Annotated in this window: 19 protein-coding genes and 1 pseudogene; 7 read left to right on the top strand and 13 right to left on the bottom strand. The window is 62.4% G+C overall.

All coding sequences use genetic code 11. The annotated features are described in order from the left end of the window. Positions 1 to 68 precede the first annotated feature (68 nt). The 4 genes from A7X77_RS26740 to A7X77_RS26725 all read right to left on the bottom strand — a co-directional run bounded on the left by A7X77_RS26740 (position 69) and on the right by A7X77_RS26725 (position 4,306). On the bottom strand, positions 69 to 1,697 hold the full coding sequence (locus tag A7X77_RS26740; protein ID WP_064685859.1) for a CTP synthase: 1,629 nt from the start codon (positions 1,695 to 1,697) through the stop codon (positions 69 to 71). Between the two features lie 143 nt (positions 1,698 to 1,840). Next, positions 1,841 to 2,371, bottom strand: coding sequence for a preprotein translocase subunit SecG (gene secG / locus A7X77_RS26735; RefSeq protein WP_064685858.1), 531 nt, complete (start codon positions 2,369 to 2,371; stop codon positions 1,841 to 1,843). Between the two features lie 138 nt (positions 2,372 to 2,509). Then, on the bottom strand, positions 2,510 to 3,280 hold the full coding sequence (gene tpiA, locus A7X77_RS26730; protein WP_038689029.1) for a triose-phosphate isomerase: 771 nt from the start codon (positions 3,278 to 3,280) through the stop codon (positions 2,510 to 2,512). Positions 3,281 to 3,406: 126 nt separating this feature from the next. Next, complete coding sequence (locus tag A7X77_RS26725; RefSeq protein ID WP_064685890.1) at positions 3,407 to 4,306, bottom strand: alpha/beta hydrolase; 900 nt, start codon at positions 4,304 to 4,306, stop codon at positions 3,407 to 3,409. A gap of 208 nt (positions 4,307 to 4,514) precedes the next feature. Between A7X77_RS26725 and parE the strand changes: the two genes are divergently transcribed. The 3 genes from parE to A7X77_RS26710 all read left to right on the top strand — a co-directional run bounded on the left by parE (position 4,515) and on the right by A7X77_RS26710 (position 9,259). After that, positions 4,515 to 6,605: a DNA topoisomerase IV subunit B gene (gene parE, locus A7X77_RS26720; protein ID WP_064685889.1), complete on the top strand. Its 2,091-nt coding sequence runs from the start codon at positions 4,515 to 4,517 to the stop codon at positions 6,603 to 6,605. A gap of 196 nt (positions 6,606 to 6,801) precedes the next feature. Then, entirely contained in the window at positions 6,802 to 7,941 is a 1,140-nt protein-coding gene (locus A7X77_RS26715; RefSeq protein ID WP_064685857.1) for an esterase-like activity of phytase family protein, read from the top strand. A gap of 115 nt (positions 7,942 to 8,056) precedes the next feature. Continuing rightward, the gene (locus A7X77_RS26710) at positions 8,057 to 9,259 is read left to right on the top strand and encodes an AI-2E family transporter (RefSeq protein WP_064685856.1); all 1,203 of its coding nucleotides are present in this window, start codon (positions 8,057 to 8,059) and stop codon (positions 9,257 to 9,259) included. 16 nt (positions 9,260 to 9,275) lie between these two features. Here the strand turns inward: A7X77_RS26710 and A7X77_RS26705 are convergent, their stop codons facing one another. Then, on the bottom strand, positions 9,276 to 9,734 hold the full coding sequence (locus A7X77_RS26705; RefSeq protein ID WP_064685855.1) for a GNAT family N-acetyltransferase: 459 nt from the start codon (positions 9,732 to 9,734) through the stop codon (positions 9,276 to 9,278). A 128-nt stretch (positions 9,735 to 9,862) separates the two neighbouring features. Between A7X77_RS26705 and A7X77_RS26700 the strand changes: the two genes are divergently transcribed. Further along, positions 9,863 to 10,279 (top strand): hypothetical protein, encoded by a 417-nt coding sequence (locus A7X77_RS26700; protein ID WP_064685854.1) that lies wholly within the window; start codon positions 9,863 to 9,865, stop codon positions 10,277 to 10,279. Between the two features lie 99 nt (positions 10,280 to 10,378). Here A7X77_RS26700 and A7X77_RS26695 read toward each other — a convergent pair whose 3' ends face one another. The 3 genes from A7X77_RS26695 to A7X77_RS26685 all read right to left on the bottom strand — a co-directional run bounded on the left by A7X77_RS26695 (position 10,379) and on the right by A7X77_RS26685 (position 12,818). Then, complete coding sequence (locus tag A7X77_RS26695) at positions 10,379 to 11,524, bottom strand: DUF2336 domain-containing protein (protein ID WP_082928869.1); 1,146 nt, start codon at positions 11,522 to 11,524, stop codon at positions 10,379 to 10,381. A 101-nt stretch (positions 11,525 to 11,625) separates the two neighbouring features. After that, the gene (locus tag A7X77_RS26690; RefSeq protein ID WP_064685852.1) at positions 11,626 to 12,234 is read right to left on the bottom strand and encodes a flavin reductase family protein; all 609 of its coding nucleotides are present in this window, start codon (positions 12,232 to 12,234) and stop codon (positions 11,626 to 11,628) included. Continuing rightward, positions 12,234 to 12,818 (bottom strand): nitroreductase family protein, encoded by a 585-nt coding sequence (locus tag A7X77_RS26685; protein ID WP_064685851.1) that lies wholly within the window; start codon positions 12,816 to 12,818, stop codon positions 12,234 to 12,236. The genes A7X77_RS26690 and A7X77_RS26685 overlap by 1 nt, the downstream gene beginning before the upstream one ends. A 113-nt stretch (positions 12,819 to 12,931) precedes the next feature. On the opposite strand from A7X77_RS26685, the gene A7X77_RS26680 reads away from it, so the two are divergent. After that, positions 12,932 to 14,029 (top strand): hypothetical protein, encoded by a 1,098-nt coding sequence (locus A7X77_RS26680; protein ID WP_064685850.1) that lies wholly within the window; start codon positions 12,932 to 12,934, stop codon positions 14,027 to 14,029. Between the two features lie 2 nt (positions 14,030 to 14,031). Here A7X77_RS26680 and A7X77_RS26675 read toward each other — a convergent pair. The 5 genes and pseudogenes from A7X77_RS26675 to A7X77_RS26655 all read right to left on the bottom strand — a co-directional run bounded on the left by A7X77_RS26675 (position 14,032) and on the right by A7X77_RS26655 (position 18,612). Next, positions 14,032 to 14,874, bottom strand: a pseudogene (locus A7X77_RS26675) (lysophospholipid acyltransferase family protein). Between the two features lie 100 nt (positions 14,875 to 14,974). Further along, the gene (thrS, locus tag A7X77_RS26670; RefSeq protein WP_064685849.1) at positions 14,975 to 16,981 is read right to left on the bottom strand and encodes a threonine--tRNA ligase; all 2,007 of its coding nucleotides are present in this window, start codon (positions 16,979 to 16,981) and stop codon (positions 14,975 to 14,977) included. 120 nt (positions 16,982 to 17,101) lie between these two features. After that, positions 17,102 to 17,629: a DUF1697 domain-containing protein gene (locus A7X77_RS26665; protein WP_064685848.1), complete on the bottom strand. Its 528-nt coding sequence runs from the start codon at positions 17,627 to 17,629 to the stop codon at positions 17,102 to 17,104. A 126-nt stretch (positions 17,630 to 17,755) separates the two neighbouring features. Next, positions 17,756 to 18,160, bottom strand: a complete 405-nt coding sequence (gene yidD / locus A7X77_RS26660; RefSeq protein ID WP_064685847.1) for a membrane protein insertion efficiency factor YidD — start codon at positions 18,158 to 18,160, stop codon at positions 17,756 to 17,758. A gap of 5 nt (positions 18,161 to 18,165) precedes the next feature. Beyond that, on the bottom strand, positions 18,166 to 18,612 hold the full coding sequence (locus A7X77_RS26655) for an iron-sulfur cluster assembly scaffold protein (protein WP_064685846.1): 447 nt from the start codon (positions 18,610 to 18,612) through the stop codon (positions 18,166 to 18,168). A gap of 307 nt (positions 18,613 to 18,919) precedes the next feature. Here A7X77_RS26655 and folE point away from each other — a divergent pair, with 307 nt between their 5' ends. Together folE and hisI are read left to right on the top strand one after the other, a co-directional pair. Beyond that, positions 18,920 to 19,534, top strand: coding sequence for a GTP cyclohydrolase I FolE (gene folE / locus A7X77_RS26650; protein ID WP_010004221.1), 615 nt, complete (start codon positions 18,920 to 18,922; stop codon positions 19,532 to 19,534). Positions 19,535 to 19,559: 25 nt separating this feature from the next. After that, a complete protein-coding gene (gene hisI, locus A7X77_RS26645) occupies positions 19,560 to 20,012 on the top strand; it encodes a phosphoribosyl-AMP cyclohydrolase (protein WP_064685845.1) in 453 nt (150 codons plus the stop codon). Positions 20,013 to 20,031 lie beyond the last annotated feature (19 nt).

Raw genomic sequence — 20,031 nt, 5'->3', positions numbered from 1 at the left:
CCAACATAGCGCAAACATGGCCATTATCCAGATCGCGCGACGGCGGCGCGATCTGGTAGGAGCATTCGTCAGACGAGACGGCTCTGTTCCGTCGCAGCTTCGATGAAGCTCGCAAACAGCGGATGCGGGTCGAGCGGTCGGCTCTTCAGTTCGGGGTGATACTGCACGCCGATGAACCAGGGATGATCGGGATATTCGATCGTCTCCGGCAAGACACCGTCCGGCGACATGCCAGAGAAGACGAGGCCGCAGCTCTCGAGACGGTCCTTATAGTCGACATTGACCTCATAGCGGTGACGGTGACGTTCGGAAATATCGGTCGAACCGTAGATTTCCGAGATCTTCGTGCCCTTCTTCAGGGCCGCCTTGTAAGCCCCGAGGCGCATCGTGCCGCCGAGATCGCCGGCCGCGGTGCGCTTCTGCAGCTCGTTGCCCTTGACCCATTCGGTCATCAGGCCGACCACCGGTTCCTTTGTCGGGCCGAATTCGGTCGACGAAGCCGCCGGCACATCGGCGAGATTGCGGGCCGCCTCGATGACGGCCATCTGCATGCCGAAACAGATGCCGAAATACGGCACCTTGCGCTCACGGGCAAAGCGGGCCGCATGGATCTTGCCTTCGGAGCCGCGCTCGCCGAAGCCGCCGGGCACGAGGATGCCATGCACCTTTTCCAGATAGGGGGCCGGATCTTCCTTCTCGAAGACCTCGGACTCGATCCATTCGAGCTTGACCTTGACGCGATTGGCGATGCCGCCGTGGTGCAGCGCCTCGATCAGCGATTTATAGGCATCTTTGAGGCCGGTATATTTGCCGACGATTGCGATCGTCACCTCGCCTTCCGGCGTCCGGATGCGATTGCAGACCTCTTCCCACTGGTCGAGGCGCGGCTTCGGCGCCGGCTCGATGCCGAAGGCGGCAAGCACTTCGTCGTCGAGGCCTTCCTTGTGGTAGGCCATCGGCACGTCATAGATATTGGCGACGTCGAGCGCCTGGATGACGGCGGACGGGCGCACATTGCAGAACAGCGAGAGCTTGCGGCGTTCGGCCTCCGGGATTTCGCGATCGGCGCGCACCAGCAGGATATCGGGATGAATGCCGAGCGCCTGGAGTTCCTTCACCGAGTGCTGGGTCGGCTTGGTCTTCAGTTCGCCGGCCGCCGGAATATAGGGCATCAGCGTCAGATGCACATAGACCGCGGTGCCGCGCGGCAGGTCGTTGCCAAGCTGGCGGATCGCCTCCATGAAGGGCATCGCCTCGATGTCGCCGACCGTGCCGCCGATCTCGCAGATGACGAAATCGTAGTCCTTGTTCCCCTCGGTGACGAAATCCTTGATCTCGTTGGTGACGTGCGGGATGACCTGCACCGTCGCGCCGAGATAGTCGCCGCGCCGTTCCTTGTCGATGATGTTCTTGTAGATGCGGCCGGTGGTGATGTTGTCGGTCTTGGTTGCCGAACGCCCGGTGAAGCGCTCGTAGTGGCCGAGGTCGAGATCGGTTTCCGCGCCGTCGTCGGTGACGAAGACTTCGCCATGCTGGGTCGGGCTCATCGTGCCCGGATCCACATTCAGATAGGGGTCGAGCTTGCGAAGCCGAACCCGATAACCACGAGCCTGCAGCAAGGCTCCGAGAGCCGCGGCCGCGATTCCTTTTCCGAGAGAGGAAACCACGCCGCCAGTGATGAATACGTATCGCGCCATGGGATTCACCGGATACCTTTTCAAAAACGATTCCACCAGCCCAAAAATTCTTTTCCAGAACTTTCGAAGCCTGAGGCGGGAATCTGAACAAAAGAAAACCGGCAGACCCGAGGGCCTGCCGGCGGTTTATGTCGAAGACCGGTTTACTGTCCCGTCGGGACGCCGGAGGGCTGAGCCGGCGCCGGCGCGGCCGGAGCTGCGGGCGTTGCCGGGGCAGTCGTTGCCGGAGCGGTTGCTGCCGGCGCATCCGTTGAAGGCGCGCTGGCCGCAGGGGCCTGGGCTGCCGGAGCTTGCGCGGCCGGAGCCTGCGGAGCGGGCGCGGCGGCGCCGCTGCTCGGAACGCCGTTGCCGGTCGGCTGGTTGGCCGGAGCCTGTGCGCCGCCGAGCGAATCGAGAATGCCGTTGCCCTGGCCGCTCGTGGCCGGGATGCGGTCGAGAATATCGCCCGGACGGCCCTCGTAACGCGTCAGTATGCCGAGGCCGAGCGACGTCAGGAAGAACAGCGTGGCAAGGATCGCGGTCGTGCGCGTCAGCGCATTGGCCGTGCCGCGGGCCGACATGAAGCCCGAACCGCCGCCGATGCCGAGGCCGCCGCCTTCCGAGCGCTGGATGAGCACGACGCCGACAAGGGCGAGCACGATCATGAGATGGATGACAATCAATACTGTCTGCATGGGTCCAGTCCTGCCCGCCGGAAGACGGACATAATTAAAAATTCTGGCGGCTCTTTACATGAGGCGTTCATCTATTCCAAGCCCTTCGGCCGAGAATACGACCCGGATTGAACGAATAACCCGGGAATAAACAACGCCTCAGGCGAGCAGCGCCTCGTAGGCCCGGTAGATGGCGAGGAAGTCGGCGGCTTTCAAGCTCGCCCCGCCGATTAGCGCGCCGTCGACATTGGCAATGCCCATCAGTTCGCCGGCATTGGCCGGCTTGACCGAGCCGCCATAGAGAAGGCGCATCTTGCGGCCCTGGTCGCCGAAGCGCGCCGCCATTTCGGCGCGCATGAAGGCATGCGCCTTTTCCACGTCGCCCGATGTCGGCGTCACACCGGTACCGATCGCCCAGATCGGCTCATAGGCGATAACCGTATTTTCGGCGGTTGCGCCATCCGGAACGGAGGCCGAAAGCTGGCGCTTGATGATGTCGAGCGCCTGACCCGCGCGGCGTTCGTCCGCCGTCTCGCCGATGCAGATGATCGCGGTCAGCCCGGCGGCAAAGGCGGCCTCCGCCTTGGCGCGCACCAGATGGTCTGTTTCGGCGTGGTCGGTGCGGCGCTCGGAATGGCCGACGATCACATAGGTGCCGAAACTGTCGGCGATCATTTCGGCCGAGATGTCGCCGGTATGTGCCCCGGACGCCTTCTGATGGCAGTCCTGCGCGCCGATTGAAAGCGGGCTGTCGGTGCAAAGCGCGGTCGCCACATAGAGCAGCGTCGCAGGTGGGCAGATCAGTGCCTCGACCTTATCGGCGAGCGGCGGGCGAACACCCTCGGCGATCGCCTTGATCTGATCCAGAGAGGCACGGGTGCCGTTCATTTTCCAATTTCCCGCCACGAGCGGGCGCACGTCAGGTGTCATGCCGGCCTTCCCTAAATCTGCTTATGCCTGCGGCCATATCAAAAGCTTGCGGCAAAGAAAAGCATCATGCCCTTGACGTAAGGGGAATCTCGGCGATCCCAGGCAAATTTTGCCGAAAATCCGCCGCTAAGCCGCAAGAATCCAGTTCAACACCCTGCGCCAGTCGATCATCCGGATCGGCGTTCCGTGATTGCCGGTCTGAAACAGCGTGAAGTGCGTCGGATATTTTGCCTTGTGCAGTCTTTCGAACAGCGCCTGCTGGTCGTTGGCGGCATAGACCGGATCGCGGCTGCCATGCGCGAACCATAGCGGCAGTTTCGCCCGGTAGAAGGCGCTTCTGGTGAAATCGGGATCGGTAACCCCGCTCATGACAAGCATGCCCTTCAGCCGCTTGACGCTGCCCTCGTCGCGGGCAATGCCCCAGCAGACCTGGCTGCCCATCGAGGCGCAGGACAGGATGACCGGCCGGCCGGGCGATTGGGCGCTGGCATAGCGGATGAGGCCGGCGATGGCGGCAACGCCGTTGCTGTCGAAGCTCTTCACCGTCGGCGAATAGTAAACGCCGCCATTGCCGGCGGCGAGGTTCTTCAGCCGGTTGAAATTGCCGCCGAAGCTGTAGTCGTTGGCCCCGAGCCGGCGGTCGCCGTCGCGGCCGTGGATGAAAATCACCGTGAAAGCGGCATTTTTCGCCGGTCCCACCCTGGTGACATCGAGGCTGATGCCGTCAAGGGAGAGCGTTTCGTCCGCCTGGGCCTTGCGGATGCCGAGCGCCACATATTTCTGCTGCACCCGCTTCTGCGGGATCTGGTCGCGGCCGTTGATATCGCGCATCTCATCGTAGTCGATGACCTCGAAGGCACCATCGTCGCCAGTCTGCAGGACGGTCTGCTTCGAGAACAGATCGTCCTTGAAAGGCCCCAGCGGGCCGGCCGCCTGCGCCGGCCCGCCTGATAACAGCACCACCCCGGACAGGAAAAACGCCGCAATTGCTGATATAACGGTGCAATCACTTGTGGACATTCGCATGCGGATGGTTTCCTGAAGCCTGCCGCCGCTTGCCATTCCGCGCCCGGCAACGCAAATCATGTGTCAAACTCCGCCAGAATTGGCGGTGTCGCGTATAGAGGTGCTTTCTGGCAGAATCTGCCCGATTCGCAAACGTGACATGAAATGCGGTGATTTTGGGTCGGCGGCGGATGCAAGCCCAAGACAGGATGAAGATCTGAACGGCTCCATGGACGACAGCAACGACCTTTTTTCCGGACTGCCCCTTTCTGAAAAACGCGAGGAGGCACAGAAGCCCGTAGCGCCGGCCGAGCGGCCAGCGGCCGCAGCGGCCATCGCCGCGACGCCGCCCTCCGCCTCTGCACGCCCGGCGCCCGCCGGATCGAATTCGGACGAATACGGCGCCTCGTCGATCCGCGTCCTCGAGGGCCTCGAGCCGGTGCGCATGCGCCCGGGCATGTATATCGGCGGCACCGACGAAAAGGCGCTGCATCATCTCTTTGCCGAAGTCATCGACAATGCGATGGACGAGGCGGTCGCCGGACACGCCAATTTCATCGAAGTGCATCTCGATCTGCAGGGATATCTCACCGTCACCGATAACGGCCGCGGCATTCCCGTCGAGAACCATCCGCAGGTTCCGGGCAAATCGACGCTCGAAGTCATCATGACCAAGCTGCATGCCGGCGGCAAGTTCGACGGCAAGGCCTATGAGACATCGGGCGGTCTGCACGGCGTCGGCGTCTCGGTCGTCAACGCGCTGTCCGACTTCCTCGAGGTCGAGGTGGCGCGCAACCGCAAGCTCTACCGCCAGCGCTTCTCCCGCGGCCTGCCGCAGGGCGGGCTCGAGGAATTGGGCGACGTCCACAATCGCCGCGGCACCCGCGTGCGCTTCCATCCCGACGTCCAGATCTTCGGCGAGCATATGAAGTTCGACGCCGCCCGCGTCTTTCGCATGGCGCGCTCCAAGGCTTACCTCTTCGGTGGCGTCGAGATCCGCTGGAGCTGCGAGCCCGGCGTTCTGCCGGAAGGGTCCGAGGTGCCTGATAAGGCCACCTTCCATTTCCCCGGCGGCCTCAAGGACTATCTCCAGGCGACGATGGGCAAGGAGTTCACCGTCACCCGCGAGATCTTCGCCGGCAAGACCGAGAAGGCCAGCGGTCACGGCTCGATGGAATGGGCGATCACCTGGTATGGTGGCGATCCGCAGGTGCATTCCTATTGCAACACCATTCCGACCCCGGAAGGCGGCACGCACGAGGCAGGCTTGCGCATCGCGCTGACCAAGGGGCTGAAGGCCTATGCCGAACTGACGCAGAACAAGCGTGCCGCGCAGATCACCACCGACGACGTGATGATCTCGGCCGTTGGCATGCTGTCGGTCTTCATCCGCGAGCCGGAATTCGTCGGCCAGACCAAGGACAAGCTGGCCACCGTCGAGGCCCAGCGCATCGTCGAGAATGCGCTGCGCGACCCCTTCGACCACTATCTCGCCGACAATCCGAACGAAGCGGCCAAGCTGCTCGACTGGGTGATCGAGCGCGCCGAGGAGCGCCTGCGCCGCCGCAAGGAAAAGGAAGTCAACCGCAAGACGGCGGTGCGCAAGCTGCGCCTGCCCGGTAAGCTCGCCGACTGCTCGCAGAATACCGCCGAAGGCGCCGAGCTCTTCATCGTCGAGGGCGATTCGGCAGGTGGCTCAGCCAAGCAGGCGCGCAACCGCGCCAATCAGGCGATCCTGCCACTGCGCGGCAAGATCCTCAACGTCGCCAGCGCCGGCCGCGAGAAGTTGGGCGCCAACCAGCAGCTCGCCGATCTCATCCAGGCGCTCGGCTGCGGCACGCGCTCGAAATACCGTCAGGAAGACCTGCGCTACGAGCGCATCATCGTCATGACCGATGCCGACGTCGACGGCGCCCACATCGCTTCGCTGCTCATCACCTTCTTCTATCAGGAGATGCCGGAGCTGGTGCGCGGCGGTCACCTTTTCCTTGCCGTTCCGCCACTCTACAAGATCACGCAAGGGGCGAAATCCGCCTATGCCCGCGATGACAATCATCGCGCCGAACTGATGCAGACGGAATTCAAGGGCAAGGCCAAGGTCGAGATCAGCCGCTTCAAAGGTCTCGGCGAGATGATGCCCGCCCAGCTCAAGGAAACCACCATGGACCCGTCCAAGCGCACCCTGCTCCGGGTGCTGATCGACGAGGTGGATTTCGAAGGCACACGCAGCGCCGTCGACGATCTGATGGGCACCAAGCCCGAAGCCCGCTTCCGCTTCATTCAGGAACGCGCCGCCTTCGCCGAAAACCTGGACATCTAGACAGGACTCAGGCGCGCCGAACAGTTCGACAGGCCATCGGCGCGCTGCGTTTTAGCATTTGCGATTTCACGGAACTGACGAAGAACCGTAACAACTCCGTCAAACAACCGGCGCATGAAGCGGTCGGCGCGCGCCCTCCCCGGGGAGGAATGCCGGCGTCCGTTCGAACCTTTTCAACCCTTGCCGGATATTTGCCATGACCAAGCGTTTTCTCGCGACTGCCGCTTTCGTTCTCCTGTCCAGCACCGTGACTGTCAGGGCCAGCGATATCGGCGCCACCTTCGAGACCGCCTGCCCCTTCGGCGATTGCGCCGCCGGCATTTCGCTCTCCTATCTCGGTGAATTCGTCATTCCGACGGGCCAGATGGAAAACGGCGTCGAATTCGGCGGCATTTCCGGTCTCGATTTCGATGCCGCCACCGGCCACTATCTCGCCATAAGCGACGATCGCTCGGACAAGGCCCCGGCCCGCTTCTATGAACTCGACATCGATGTCGATGCGTCGGGCCTCAAGGGTGTTTCCGTCGTCAAGCACGTGACGCTGAAGGACAAGAACGGCGAGCCTTTCGCGGCAAAGACCGTCGATCCGGAATCGATCCGCTTCGGCAAGGACGGCATCTATTGGGGCAGCGAAGGCGACGCCAAGGTGCTGCTGCCGCCCTTCATCCGCGTCGCTGCGCCGGACGGTACTTTCCTGCGCGAATTCAAGCTGCCGGAAGGCTTTGCACCGACCATCGACAAGTCGACTGGCATCCGTGACAATCTCGCCTTTGAGGATCTCGCCGTCGCGCCCTCGGGCGACGTTTTCGTCGGCGCCGAAGCCGCCCTCTACCAGGACGGTCCCAAGCCGTCGCTGATCACGGGCAGCCTGTCGCGCATCATCCGCTATGACGGCGCGACCGGCGAGCCGAAGGCGCAATATGTCTACCCGGTCTCGCCGATTCCGCAGGCCGCCGCCAAGCCCGACGGCGGCAACGACAACGGCATGTCGGAAATGCTCGCTCTCGACGATCACCGCCTGCTCGCCGTCGAGCGAAGCTATGCCGAAGGCGTCGGCAACAACATCAAGATCATGATGATGGATCTCACCGACGCGACCGACATATCCGCCATCGCCTCGCTCGCCAAGAACGACCAGCGCGTCGTCCCGGTTCGCAGGAGCCAGATCCTTGATCTCAGAGCAATCGGCCTTGTCCCCGACAATATCGAGGCCATGTCGCTCGGCAAGGCCAAGGATGGAACCGACGTCCTCATTCTCGGATCGGACAATAATTTCTCCGCCGCGCAGAAGACGCAGTTCTACGCCTTCAAGATTTTGCGTCGTCCGCAACAGTAAGACACCAGCTGTGATGGCTGAATAGCGACGCTTTGTAAACGCTTTCACGGCGCGGACCTTGAAACCGCCGGGTTCATAGCCCATAACCAGAAGACAAGAATAAGAAGAGGCGCGCGTGGGTGTGTTTGACCGTCAGAGAAGCAATCATGAACCGCGATGGCTGGGCTCGTCGGCGCCGACACGCACGCCGCTGATACCCTCCATCTCCGCGGCGCGCTGGCTGCTGGTGCTGATCGTCGCCGCCGGCGTCTATTTCTTCTACGGTTTCCTTGTGCCGGTGCTGGCCGCCCTCGTCATCGGCTTCGCCAGCTGGCCGCTCTACCGCAAGCTTCTTGCCCGTGTCGGCGGCAATACGACGATCGCCGCGACCATCGCCATCATCATGATCGTCACCTTTCTGGTCATCCCGATCGGATTTGCGGCCACCTATACGACGGGCGAAGTGCGCACCTGGCTCGCCTGGGCAATCCACGCCAACCGTTCGGGGGCCTCGACACCTGGCTGGATCGCCGCGTTGCCGTTTGCCGGCCCCTATCTCGACGAGCTTTGGACAAAATATATCGGCAGCCCGGGCGCCCTTGGTGAGCTCATTCAGGCGGTCAGCGGTGCCCATATCGGCAATATCTACCGTGCCGTTCTTGCGGCCGGCGGCGGCGCCTTCCATCTTCTGCTGACGCTGCTCTTCATGCTGATCGCGTTGTTCTTCGTCTATCGCGACGGCTTCTCCTTCTCCAAGCAGATCGACATGCTGGGCGAGCGCATCCTGCCGAACCGTTGGGAACGCATTTCCCGCGTCGTTCCGGCGACAATCAGCTCCACCGTCATGGGCATGACGCTGATTGCGATCGGCGAAGGCATCGTGCTCGGCCTTGCCTATTGGATCGCCGGCGTGCCGTCGCCGGTGACGCTCGGCGTGCTGACGGGCGTGATGGCGCTGATACCGGGCGGTGCGCCGCTCTCGTTCACGCTGGTCTCGATCTATCTCCTGGCGAGCGGCTCGCATGTCGCCGGCGTAGGCCTCTTCGTCTGGGGCACAGTCGAGCTCTTCATCGTCGACAAGACATTGCGGCCGAAGCTCGTCGGCGGCCCGATCAAGCTACCCTTCCTGCCGACCTTCTTCGGCCTCGTCGGCGGCGTCAAGACGATGGGTTTCCTCGGCCTCTTCATCGGCCCGGTGCTGATGGCGCTGATCGTCGCCATCTGGCGCGAATGGATCCACGAGGCCCGCAACGCCGAGACCAGCGAGAGCGGGCCGCAGATCGTGATCGACGAACAGGCCCCGCCGTCCAAGCCGGTTCCCCGCGTCGCCGAAGGCTGAACCGGGTCTCTCGGTGCTATCTTAGCCGCTTTTCCATGAACAGGCTGAGCGGGTCCGGCAGATAGGCGCCGAAGGCCTCAATTTCCCGATATCCGTATTTGCGATAAAGAGCGATCGCCTCGGGCTGATAGATCCCGGTTTCGAGCCGGATCGCCATCAGCCGCTTTTCCCTTGCGACCACCTCCAGAGCGTTCATCAGTCCGCTGGCGATTCTCAGTCCCCTCGCCTGCGGGTCGACGAACATGCGCTTGATCTCTGCCGTAGCGTCGCCGGCCTCCACCAATGCGCAGCATCCGACGATTGCGCCATGGCTGCGCGCGACGAAGAAACTCACTGACGGTTTTTCCAGGAGAGAAAGGTCCACCAGATGGTTGCTCTCGGCCGGATAGAGCGATTGCGCATAGGCATCGGAAAGATCGAGAAGGCGGATGACGCCCTCCTGCCGCGGCGGCTCTTGGGCAATGGTGACGGACATGCTGGCTCCCGATGCTTGCGAGGCGCAATTTTTCCATGAGATGACGAAGAGTTAATGCTCTTGCCTTCATTCGGATGGAATTGCGCCGTCTAAGGCGATGTGAGGTTCAATAGCCAAGGAAGCAGAATATGCAAGCGGTGCTCATCGCGATGACAATTCTCGGTTGCGACGATTCCGTCACCCAGTGCAGCTATGTCGCGACAGTCGACAAGCGTTGGGAAACCATTGCCGCCTGCGATGGCGAGGCCGAGCGCCGGCTGAAGGCCTATGCCAATGTCAGCTATCCCTCGGTGATCGCCGTCTGCGAACCGCCGAAAGCGCTCGCCGCCGCCGAACCGCCGAAGCCGGCGCCCTTGCCGGCGCCCATTCCTGCGTCCGAGCCTGTCGAAGAACCCGTGGGAAAGCTCGCCAGTTTCGCTGAAAATATCGCCGGCCAGGTCCGCGCGCATCTTCCATCGGGCCGTGACGTCAAGGAGACGCTCTCCAAGCCGGTGCATTTCGTATCCTCCAGCTATTCCTGGGTGGTGACACGGATCGCCGATTAAAGCATGTCGCGCAAAAGTGTGCGCGGTTTTGCGGCAACGACATGCGTGAAAACCGAGAGCTAAAGCGCAAGGAGCGAATCTGAAAGATCGCCATGCGCTTTAGGCCGCTGCAAGCGCCGCATAGACGCGGGCTGATTGCCGCTGTTCGGCGACATGCAGCTTCTCCACCATATCGAGCAGTTCGCCGACCGCACCGTGGGCGCCGTCGTGATGGCGGAATTTTTCGAGAAGACGACCGCAGACGGTGCCGAGCACGCTGCCCGGCGCCTTCCGCGCCGCCTCGCGCCACAGAAGCGTCGCCTCCACGAAGATCACGCTGATATCCCTCGGCAGGCCGGCGGATTCATAGAGCGCGCGCACTGCATGCATGCGTCCCGTGGCCAAGATCGAGCGCACGCGGCGCTCGCCGCAGCCTGTCAGATCGACGATCGCTCCGGCGAAGAAGTCCACCTTGCCGCAGCAGAGCGCGTGCATCAGGAAGGACGGCGTCAGACGGCCATTGATTCGCAAATGTACGACGAGGTCGGGTATCTCCCGGGGCGCGATATCGCCGGCAATCGATACGATCGCCGCTTCCGTCGCCTCGCGGCTGATCCGCTGCAGCCGCTGCAGCCCGACCGCCGCCTGAACAAGCGGCAGACCGACCAGGGCATTGCTGACGTGCTGGGTTAGCAGTTGGCGGGCATCGGCCGGAAGATCGCTGCGTTCGAGAAGCAGATTGCGGATATCGCAGCAGTCGCCGAGCCGTTCGGCGATGCGCTTCAACGAAAGACTCGAAATGACAGCGCCCTCGTTCTCGAGCAGGCAGAGCAGCTCCTCTTCATCGCCGACTTCCGCAAGGGCGGCTGAAACCGGCCGCGTCACACGCGCCCTCGCCGCGATCAGCATCCGGGTTGCGCCATTGCCGCGTGCGGCGAGATCGACGAGGTCGGCGTCGCTCAGAAGCGGTGAACAGGTGACGGCATGGCAGGCAATCTCAGGCTGATCGGCGGCAAGCGAAAGGACCAGGCTGCGCGGCGCGTCGGGCGACCAGGCGACCGCCTCGGCAAGCGCAAGCCGCACGCGCGGCGACGGATCGTCGAGCAGAAAGGTCATTGCCATCTCGGCCGCCGTCCGCTCTTCCGCGTTCATCTGAGATTGCAGATAGGCTCGACCGAGTGCGTTCGCGGCCCGGGCCCGATCGCCGGTCTTGGCCGTTTCGATCCAACGAAGGAAAGCTTCTACGATCACGCGACGCCCCAGCACTTGAACGCGATTCCCTCGCGTTCCTTTCATTGCTGCGACCGTAGCGGTAAAAGGTTTAAGATTCGTTCACCATGTTTCTTAAGCCCTTGTATGCCTTCGCGTCAGCCCTCGACCCGCGGCCGGAGCATCTCGAAGACATCGCTGCCCTCGCTGTAATCCATGTAGCCCATGCGGGCCACAGGCCGGGCAATCGACATGTCGAGGCGGCCGTCCCTGACAATCGCCTCGTCGATGCGGATGCCGATGACCTCGCCGAAGACGATGACGTTTTCGGACGGCGCACCCGACAGCGCCTTCGGCTCGATGATCTCGGTAACCCTGCATTCGAGCACCGCGAAAGCCTCGCCGACATAGGGGGCGTCGATAAGTTCGGCCTGTTTCGGCGTCAGTCCGGCGAAGCCGAATTCGCTCGCGCCATAGGGCAGTGCGGCCGAGGAAAGGTTCATCTTTTCGGCAAGCTCGCGGCTGACGAAATTGCAGGTGAAGACGCCGGTCTCGGCGGCGTTGCGCTGGCTGTGTTTGCGACCAGCCGAAGAAAACATCACCAGCTTCGGCCGGTCGGCGACGGCGTTGAAGAAGGAATAGGGCGCGAGATTGATCGAGCCATCCCTGCCCTTGCTGCCGATCCAGCCGATCGGCCGCGGCGAGACGATCGCCTTGAAGGGATCATGCGCCAGCCCATGACGGTTGCTGTCGGTCGTGTAGAACATCAATCCTCTCCACCGATCCAGGTGACGGTGTCGGCAAGCTCCGGCCGCGGCCGCTCGATTGCCGGAAATGTCGTCGAACCGATATGGATGAAGCCCGCCACCTTTTCATCGGATCCGACGCCAAGCAGCGGATAGGCGCGCTCGTCATAGGCGAACCACTCCGTCAGCCAGTTGGCCACGTAGCCATGGGCATTGGCTGACAGGATGACGTTGAGGCAGAGTGCGCCGGCCGACATCAGCTGCTCCCATTCCGGGATCTTGATGTGCGGCCCCGCCCTGCTGACGACGGCGACGACCACAGGCGCACGGGTGAAGCGGGTGCGTTCGACCTGGATCATCTCTTCGGAAAGGTCGGGTTTCGTCTTGAGCGCCAGCGTCAGCAGCGCCTCGCCGAGGCGGACGCGCTCCTGTCCGCGATAGACGATGAAGCGCCAGGGCGCGATCTTGCCGTGATCGGGAACGCGCGAGGCAAGACGCAGGATTTCCTCGATCTCGGCCTTCTCGGGGCCTGGTTCGCACATCTGAAAAGCTGGGATGGAGCGGCGCACGGCGAGGTAGTCAATCAGCTTGATATCGGATTTCATGCGGGAGAAACTTTCATTTTTATGCTGCTGCAAAGCGTGGGTCTTGAATTTGCCATCGCGTTGGTCTTGAAGTGGCCTTTGCGATTTCAGAAGTCAATCGGTTCACGAAACAGATGTTTGGCATTTCGCCTTTTGCACGCCTCGGCCTCGCCATTGCCCTGATGGTAGTGACGCCCTTCGGCGCCGGCGCGCAGGACGCTTTCAAGGACTTCAAGCAGATTGAATCGACGCCGAAGATGCCGAAGCTCAACGCTTTCATCGCGCCCGGCACCGCCCCCGAAGCCGCCAAGCTGCGCGACGTCGCGATGGAAGCCAAGCTGACGGTCGACGGCACGCCTGTCGAGGATGGTCTGTCCTGGTACGTCTTCAGCCCGATCGCCGGAACCGACGGCAAGCTGCCGCTGATCGCCAGCGCGAAGGGCGGACCCGCCGCCTTCCAGCTCGCGCCGGGCGATTATTTCGTCAATGTCTCCTTCGGCCGGGCCGGCGTCACCAAGAAGCTGACGGTGCCGGCCGACGGCCAGGTCGACAAGCAGGTGATGGTGCTTGATGCCGGCGGCCTGCTGCTCAATGCCGTCTCCGGCACCGATTCTCGCATCCGCCCGGATCAGTTGAGTTTCTCGATTTATTCTTCGGAAGTGCGTGACGACGGCGAGCGCGGTCTCGTGGTGGCCGACGTCTCTCCGAACACGGTGGTGCGCCTCAATGCCGGCACCTATCACATCGTTTCCGAATATGGCAGCGTCAATGCCGTCATCCGCGCCGACATCCAGGTCGAGGCCGGGAAACTGACCGAAGCGACGATCCAGCACCGCGCCGCCCAGATCACTTTCAAGCTGGTCTCGGAAGCCGGGGGCGAAGCGATCGCCGACACGGCCTGGTCGATCCTGACGGCAGCCGGCGACAGCGTCGGCGAAAGCGTCAGCGCCTTTCCAACCATGGTGCTTGCCGAAGGCGAATATTCCGCCGTCGCCCGCAACAAGGACAAGATTTACCAGCGGGATTTTAAAGTGGTCGCCGGCAGAAACACCGATGTCGAAGTTCTGATGAAGGACCAGCAGCCGCAGCAGCCGGAAAGTGCGGCCCGCACGGTGCAGCAGGTGCCGGCCGGCACGCCGCCGCCGCCGGGTGTCCAGCCGGCCCCCGAAACGCCTCTGCCCTCCTATGAACAGCTCGTGCCGCAGGGCGGCGACGGCGCCAGCCTCGATTGAACTTACCGCAAGCGGTGCCGTCTCGGCCGCTTCGAGGGCGGCGCCATCGAAAAGACGGCCTTATGGAGGCGGGCGAGCAGATCTTTGCGGTCGCTACCCTTGCTCAACGACTCCCAGCTCAGCATTTCGCCGACATGGGCCGTGATCGTGCGGCCGGACAGCCGGCGGAACTCGTGGATCAGCAGCGACAGACGCAGCGTCATCGATGTCAGGCTCACCAGGTGGAACAGCCGGCCGTTCTGGCCCTCGAAATAGACCGGCCGTACGCTTGCCGCGCCGCCTGGACGAGTTTTGCCGGAAACGGCTTCCACGGCAGGTCCTCGACGCGGCCGAAACCCCTTCTCGCGGTGGCAACGCCGCCGGCCGGAAAGACGATGATGGTCGTGCCTTCCTTGAGCAGCCGCACCGCCTCGTTCCGGCTCTTCATATTCATCGCCAGGGCCTCCCGGGTCTCTTCAAAGGAGATCGGCAACGAATAGGATGCCATCTCCGGCACCTTCAGCAGGTCGTTATGAATGAGTATCTTGAAGGGACGACCGAGCTGTTCGGCAAGCGCCAGGACAGCGATGCCGTCGCCGATGCCGAAAGGGTGGTTGGCGACGATGACGATCGGTTCAGTGGGAACGGGTTCGAGCGGCCAGTGGCCCTTGACGTCGATGGCGACGTCGACGAGATCGAGCGTCCTGGCGAAGACGCGATCGCTCTTGCCGATGATATCGCGGCGCCAGATCTGGTAGAGGGCCGACATAGTGATCGCGGCCCGAAAGCCCGTCGATCGAGCGGATCAGCCACCGCTTCAGCCGCGGGTCTGCGTCATTGGCATAGGATAGTTCTTTGAAGCGCACGCCGGCCCCGGGATGATCCGCTCCCCGTTCGCGACGACAATATTGCGGTTTCATATCAGATTTCCGACAGCGCCGGATGGCGCTGCCGGATAAGGGCGTTTCAGGCCGCCTTGGCTTTTTTTGCTTCGGCCTTACGGCGGATATCAGGCGGTGTCGCCTCGAGCGTCAGGCTCTCGACCGCAGCGTCGAGCCCCATAGAAACCTGGTCCTGGCTGCCGAGGCGGCGGATGTTGACCGTGCGCTCCTCGGCTTCCTTTCTGCCGCAGACGATGATGACAGGAACCTTGGTGACCGAGTGCTCACGGATCTTGTAGTTGATCTTCTCGTTGCGGAAATCAGTCTCTACGTTGAGACCGGCATCGCGCAGCGCCTCGGCCACTTCGAGGCCGTAGGCATCGGCCTCCGAGGTGATCGTCGCAACCACCACCTGCAGCGGTGATACCCAGAGCGGCATATGGCCGGCGAAGTTCTCTATCAGGATGCCGAGGAAGCGTTCCATCGAGCCGCAGATGGCGCGGTGGATCATCACCGGCTGCGTCTTTTCGGAATTGCTGTCGATGTAGAAGGCGCCGAAGCGTTCCGGCAGGTTGAAGTCGACCTGCGTCGTACCGCACTGCCATTCGCGGCCGATCGCATCCTTCAGCGTATATTCGAACTTCGGACCGTAGAAGGCGCCCTCGCCCGGCAGGATGCCGGTTTTGATGCGGCCCTCTGACTGCGCCTCGATTGTCTTCAGCACGTCGGTCATCACGGCTTCGGCACGATCCCAGAGTGCGTCGGAACCGACGCGTTTTTCCGGCCGGGTCGAAAGCTTGACGACGATTTCCTTGAAGCCGAAGTCCTCGTAGACCGACAGGATAAGATCGTTGATCTTCAGGCATTCGGCGGCCATCTGCTCGTCGGTGCAGAAGATATGCGCGTCGTCCTGCGTAAAGCCGCGCACGCGCATCAGCCCATGCAGCGCGCCCGACGGCTCGTAGCGATGCACCAGGCCGAATTCCGCAAGCCGGATCGGCAGTTCACGATAGGATTTCAGGCCATGCTTGAAGATCTGCACGTGCCCCGGGCAGTTCATCGGCTTCAGCGCGAAGACGCGGTTGTCGGCTTCCTTGTCTTCGGGATGCGTCATCGCATGCGCCGATTTCACGGCGAACATGTTTTCCTGATACCAGCCCCAGTGACCCGAGGTTTCCCAGAGCGACGTGTCGAGCACCTGCGGCGCGTTGACTTCCTGGTAGTCAGCCGCCAGGCGACGGCGCATATAGGCGACGAGCGTCTGGAAGATGCGCCAGCCCTTGCCGTGCCAGAAGACGACGCCCGGACCTTCCTCCTGGAAATGGAACAGATCCATCTCGCGGCCGAGCTTGCGATGATCGCGCTTCTCGGCTTCGGCCAGCATATGCAGGTAATTGTCGAGATCGGCCTGGTCAGCCCATGCCGTGCCGTAGATGCGCGACAGCATGGCGTTGTTGCTGTCGCCGCGCCAATAGGCGCCGGCAACCTTCATCAGCTTGAAGGCGGTGCCGACCTGGCCGGTGGAGGCCATGTGCGGGCCGCGGCAAAGGTCGAACCAGTCGCCCTGATGATAAATCTTCAGATCCTGCCCTTCCGGAATCGCATCGACGAGCTCGACCTTGTACTGTTCGCCCTTGGCGGCAAAAACTTCCTTCGCCTTGTCGCGCGACCAGATCTGCTTGGTGAAGGGCGCGTTGCGGGCGATGATCTCCTTCATCTTCTTTTCGATCTTCGGCAGATCGTCGGGCGTAAACGGTTCGTTCTTGGCGAAGTCGTAATAGAAGCCGTTCTCGATGACCGGGCCGATCGTCACCTGGGTGCCGGGCCAGAGTTCCTGCACGGCCTCGGCCATCACGTGCGCGGCGTCATGACGGATGAGTTCCAGCGCGCGCTGATCTTTGCGGGTGATGATTTCGATCTTGCCGTCCGTGACGGCATCGGAAAGGTCACGCACGGCGCCGTCGATCGCAATGGCGACGGCGCTCTTGGCAAGCGACTTGGAAATGGATTCGGCGACATCCTTGCCGGTTGCGCCAGCCGGGAAGCTGCGCACGGAACCATCGGGAAATGTCAGGGAAACGGATTGGGACATTGAAATTCTCCTTGTCCAGTCCCGCCAACGAATGCGGGTGGTTGCAACGACAGCGCCTCCGTCCTTGGATGCGCTGCCGCCTGATACTCAGATTTCCCTCGGGAGTAAAGAAGGAGCGGCCTACATGATCATTTGCGCGAGACCGCAGACCGTGTTCCAGTTGCGCATCGTGCCGATGCCTATCCGCTTGGTCGTCAGTGCCGAAAGCAGCTTGGATTGGCTCGGCTTGCCTGCGAAATCGATCCAGAGGTCGCCGCCGACGATGGCGATGCGCTGGCCTTCCGTCATCAGCGGCTTCAAAGCCTCGACCTTCTCAGGGTCGACCGGCAGGCGCATCACCCGGACGATCACTTGATCGCCGCTGCCGTCCCTGAACGGATTGGTGCTGCAGAGCGCCATCCAGGTGCAGTCGCTCCGCACGATGATATCGACATGTTTGCCGAACTTCTCTTCGAAGCCCTCCTCCAGCGCGGCCTCGAGCTCATGCGGGCGCATGTCGTCGGCCTCGAAAACGAGATTGCCGGTCGAAACCAGCGTGCGCGGCTCGCGATAGCCAAGCTCTTTGGCAAGCGCGCGCAGGTCTTCCATGATCACTCGGCGGTCCGGCGTCAGGACGATGCTGTGCAGGAGGGCAATGAAGGTGCTCATGGCCGCCAGGAATCCTCCGTTATCCCAGGTGAGAAACCACAGTCACCGAATGGTGACCGCACCTCGCCCGTCGTCGCTGCCGGCTCTCCGCCACGCTCGCATTTTCGCCTGGTATCGCCATGGCGTTCACCCTCTTTTCCGTCCGAGGGAGAGATACCGCCAGGGGGTCCACCAGCGGAAGCCGTCGCCGAGCGCCTCGGGCACCGGGTCGAGGCCGCTGGTGCCGCCCGGGCCGCAGCGGCTGACGCGAAACAGCGTCATCCAGCCGCCGGCCCATAATCCGTGCCGGGCGATCGACTCATAGCCGTATTCGGAGCAGGTCGGGATATGGCGGCAGGAACTGCCGATAAAGCCGGAAAGCGTCAACTGATAGAGGCGGATCAGCCCCATGCCGAGCAGGCGGTCGGGGGTGTTGCGGAACGGGCCGGTATAATTGCGGGAATAGCGCGCAGGTCTTTCGCGCGGCTGGCTCGATCCGGCCGCGCCGCCATCGTCCTCATCGTCAGCCTGCCGAACGCAGAACTCGCACATCGCGCTTACGCCTCGATCACTTCCGCCCGTTTCGCCTCGATCTGCCCGATCGCATCGACGACCGCATCGAAGGTCAGCATTGTCGAAGCATGTCGTGCTTTGTAGTCCCGCACGGGCAACAGGTAGCGCATGTCTTCGAACCGTCCGGTGGGCCCAGCCCCATCCGCCTTCAACATGGCCAGCATGTCGAGACGCGCCTGCCGCAATTCGCCCGATGTGGCGCCGACGACATGACGGGCCATGATTGAGGACGATGCCTGGCCGAGTGCGCAGGCCTTCACGTCATGCGAAAAAGCGGTTACGACTTCGCCGTCCATCTTCAGCCAGATCCGGACCTTGGAACCGCATAGCTTGGAGTGCGCCTGGGCGGTCGCATCAGCGTCCACCAGCGTGCCGGTCAACGGAATATTGCCGGCGAATTCGAGGATTTTGCTGTTGTAGATGTCATCCATGCTGGGTTTCCGCTCCAAAATCACTGCGGATCGGCCTTAATGGCGCTGTTATTGTTATTGAAACAAAAAACACACCGTGTCGCCTGAGCATACTTACATACCATGGCCGTCTTCCTATATGTATGTCGTTCGAAGGCCATCAAAATGCAATGGCCTTGTGTAAGTTTGATTGGGAAACCGTGCCGGATGGGCTTGAATTGCCCTGAAAGCCCCGGAGCCTGCCAAAGGTGCATGAATTCCCGCATGGGACTGACCAGTGGCAATTCCGAAAGATGGGTTCGCACTGCGGACCAGGAGACCATTGATCATGGACGCCATCGTAAAGAACTTTCCGCAGCCGAACCGCGACTCGGACCGCCCGTCTCAGCAGGAGGCGGAGGAAGCCGTGCGCGTTTTGCTGCGCTGGGCCGGTGACGATCCGACGCGCGAAGGCCTCATCGAGACGCCCGCCCGTGTCGCCAAGGCCTATCGCGAGCTTTTCGCCGGTTACGACATGGCGCCGGAGGACGTGCTCGGCCGGACCTTCGAAGAGGTCGCAGGCTACGACGACATGGTCCTGGTCAAGGACATTCCCTTCTACTCGCATTGCGAACATCACATGGTCCCGATCATCGGCAAGGCCCATGTCGCCTATATGCCGGATGGACGCGTGCTCGGCCTGTCGAAGATTGCCCGTGTCGTCGAGATTTATGGCCGCCGCCTGCAGACGCAGGAAACGATGACCGCCCAGATCGCCCGCGCCATCGACGATACGCTGCAGCCGCGCGGCGTTGCCGTGATGATCGAGGCCGAACATATGTGCATGGCGATGCGCGGCGTTCAGAAGCAGGGTTCGACCACGTTGACGACCACGTTTACGGGAACCTTCAAGACGGAACCGGCCGATCAGGCCCGTTTCATGAGCATGGTGCGGAGCCGCTGATACCGGCTCCCGCAGGAGGGCCGCGATGAGTCACCTGATCTTCAATCAACCATCCGAGGACAAGTCGGCCTTGGAAGACGCCGGCGATTTCACGCCGCGTTTCGACGACCGCGGCCTGATCACCGCGATCGTAACCGACGTCGGCGATGGCGAACTGCTGATGGTGGCGCATATGAATGCGCAGGCGCTGGCCTTGACCATCCAAACAGGCACGGCCCATTATTTCAGCCGCTCGCGCGGCAAGATCTGGAAGAAGGGCGAGACCTCCGGCAACCTTCAGACGGTGAAGGAAATTCGCACCGATTGCGATCAGGACGCCATCTGGCTGAAGGTCGAGGTCGCCGGTCATGACGCCACCTGCCACACCGGCCGCCGCTCCTGCTTCTATCGGACGGTGACACTGCGCGAAGGAAAGCCGATGCTCGACATCGTCGACGACGAGCGTCATTTCGATCCGCAGGACATCTACGGAAAATAGGTCGAACTTCCCGGCATTT

The organism is Rhizobium bangladeshense (assembly GCF_001662075.1).
Lineage (GTDB): Bacteria > Pseudomonadota > Alphaproteobacteria > Rhizobiales > Rhizobiaceae > Rhizobium > Rhizobium bangladeshense_B.
This window is presented reverse-complemented; position numbering and strand designations above follow the sequence as displayed.